Annotated in this window: 3 protein-coding genes; 2 read left to right on the plus strand and 1 reads right to left on the minus strand. The window is 68.8% G+C overall.

Features of this window, described 5'->3' with window-relative positions:
- The first annotated feature begins 90 nt into the window (after window positions 1–90).
- A complete protein-coding gene (fdxA, locus tag VNT50_RS04405; protein WP_325483887.1) occupies window positions 91–441 on the plus strand; it encodes a ferredoxin in 351 nt (116 codons plus the stop codon).
- Window positions 434–1,411 carry an NAD(P)/FAD-dependent oxidoreductase gene (locus VNT50_RS04410; protein WP_325483888.1) on the plus strand — a complete coding sequence of 326 codons (978 nt, stop codon included), beginning with the start codon at window positions 434–436 and terminating at the stop codon, window positions 1,409–1,411. Before fdxA ends, VNT50_RS04410 begins: the two co-directional genes overlap by 8 nt.
- 282 nt (window positions 1,412–1,693) lie before the next feature.
- On the opposite strand, the gene VNT50_RS04415 is transcribed toward VNT50_RS04410, so the two are convergent.
- Window positions 1,694–2,559: hypothetical protein (locus VNT50_RS04415; protein WP_325483889.1), on the minus strand; the 866-nt coding region annotated here is incomplete at its 5' end.

Raw genomic sequence — 2,559 nt, forward strand, 5'->3', positions numbered from 1 at the left:
CGGGAGATACTAGGATCGCGCCGCCGGGCTCGTCCCGGGGTCCGCATCGTGCATGATCCTCAAGTCCGGAAGTGGAAGGACACCCTCGAAGTGACCTACGTGATCGCTCAGCCATGCGTCGACGTCAAGGACCGGGCATGCATCGAGGAGTGTCCCGTGGACTGCATCTACGAGGGCAGCCGCTCCCTGTACATCCACCCCGACGAGTGCGTGGACTGCGGCGCCTGCGAACCGGTCTGCCCGGTCGAGGCGATCTACTACGAGGACGATCTTCCCGAGGAGTGGTCGGATTACTACAAGGCGAACGTCGAGTTCTTCGAGATCTCGACGGACTCGGTAGAGGCGGTCGGATCGCCGGGCGGCGCGGCGAAGGTCGGCGTGATCCACATGGACCACCCCTTCATCGAAGCCCTCCCGCCGCAGGACGGCGGCCATGACTGATGTCGCAGGCCCCGGAGTACTCGCCGACGAGCCGGTCGTGGATGCGCTCGTCATCGGTGGCGGGCCTGCCGGGCTCTCGGCCGCGCTGAACCTCGGGCGTGCCCGTGCGAGCGTGCTGGTGGTGGATGCCGGGCGCCCGCGCAATGCGGCGACGCTGCGCTCGCACGGGTTCCTTACCCGCGACGGGATCTCCCCGCTCGAGCTGCGCAAGCTCGCACGCGCGGAGCTCGACGCCTATCCGGGCGTGCGGGTCATCGAGCGGGCCGTGGTCTCGTCTCTCGTGAGCGTGCCGGATGCCGAAGGTGGCATACGATTCCGCGCGGCCCTGGACAGCCGCGGGCGCGGTGCGCCGACGACGGTGTCGGCGCGGTCGGTGGTGGTGGCCGCGGGCCTGCGCGAAACCCTGCCGGCCATCCCGAGCCTGCGCGCCTTCTACGGCATGTCGCTGTTCAGCTGCGCGGCCTGCGACGCCTGGGAGCTTCAGGACCGCCCACTCGCCCTGATCGGCGAGACACCCGATCTTCCGACCCGGGCGCGGCTGATCGCGCGCTGGACCGACGACCTCACGGTCTTCACGAACGGGGCGGACGTCGTCGACACGGTCGAGGAGGCCGAGCTTTCGGCATCCGGAATCGTCGTCGAGCGGCGACGGATCGACGACCTCGAGGGAGAGCGCGGCGCCGTCTCGGCCGTGCGGCTCGAAGGCGGCACCCGCATCGCGATCGACGGTGGATTCGTGCGACCGCAGTGGCACCCGGCGCTCGATTTCCTCGCGCACCTCGACGTCGATCGCGACCTCGAAGGGCATCTTCTCGTCGACCGCTCGGGTCGCGCGAGCATCCCGGGCTTGTACGGAGCAGGCGATGCGGCCGCTCCGGGTCCTCAGCAGCTCATCGTGGCGGCGGGCCAGGGCGCACGGGCCGCGGCCGTGCTCATCCATGACCTCGTGGGCGTGCGCACCGCGCACTGAGCCCCGGCCCTACCCCTCTCTTCGGGTTCGGGACGCCCCCACCCCCTCTCCAATTTCGGGTTCGGGGCGCCCTACAATTTCGGGTTTGGGGCGCATCTCCTCCGTCGGGGCGCAATTCCTGCGCCCCGGCGGGGTTTCTGCGCCCCAAACCCCCACGGTGGCCAGCCCTCGCCGCTTTATCGGAGGACACCGCGGACTTGCCGTGCACACCCGGTCGCACGCGCTACCGAGTTGATCAGCCCGAGGGCAGTTCTGCGCCGCGAAGACGCGCCGCCGGACGGGTTACCAACCGGCGTCTTCGACGATGATCGCATCGAGGATCGCGTTGCGGCCCGACGACTCAGGGAACTTCTCCGGCGTCGCCGACACGATCAAGGTGTGTGCACCGGATGGCAGCGCACCGCTCTCGAACACGATCTGGCGGTACCGTGTCATCGGAGAGTACCCGTCGATCTTTCCCACCAGCTTGCCGTCGATGCGCACCTCGCTGATGCCCGACGAGGGCGTCGTGCGCGCCTCTATGAGCACTTTGGTGCCGGTGAACCGCAGGTAGTAGCCCGCGCCCAGCGTTTTCGGGTATCTGACGGAGCCGCCGAAATCTCGAGTGCTGCTCGTGGTTGCCCACGTTCCGGACCAGGCGATGCGCGGCGACACGTCATCGAACGTCGTTACGGTGTGACCGCTTTCGAGCACGCCCTTCTCGATGACCTTGTCCCACGTGGCGGCCGCGATTTTCGCCTGTCCTTCGATCGAGGGGTGGAAGTAGTCGCGCGTCGAGATGTCGCCGAGGGCGATCGGTACGTCGTGCACCGCATCGCCGTCGTGCCAGCACCGCTCGGCCGCGGCGCAGGCGGCGCGGATCACGATGTTGAGCGCATTGACCCGGGTCTCGACCGACGCGCGGCGAGCGACCGCCGCGGGGGATCGGTCGAGCGGATCGCTCAGCAGGACGGGGCAGAACCCGGTGACTGCCCAGGTGAGTCGCGCCTGGGCCGAGTCACGCGCTGCAAGGTACATCTGGGTGAGGTTGGGAATGGATGCCACGAAGATCTTCGCGTCCGGAAGGCCGGCGTTCAATGTCGCCAGGGTCGCCACGAGATCTGCGCGCGCCGCGTGGGGCGACGGCAGCTCGTCCACCGTCTCGGCGT

Origin of the sequence: Microbacterium sp. (assembly GCF_035554235.1) — a bacterium.
In the GTDB taxonomy this organism is placed as follows: Bacteria; Actinomycetota; Actinomycetes; order Actinomycetales; family Microbacteriaceae; genus Microbacterium.

Coding starts and splice junctions, on each gene's coding strand:
- VNT50_RS04410 (WP_325483888.1), top strand. CDS start 434: ATGACTGATGTCGCAGGCCCCGGAGTACTCGCCGACGAGCCGGTCGTG.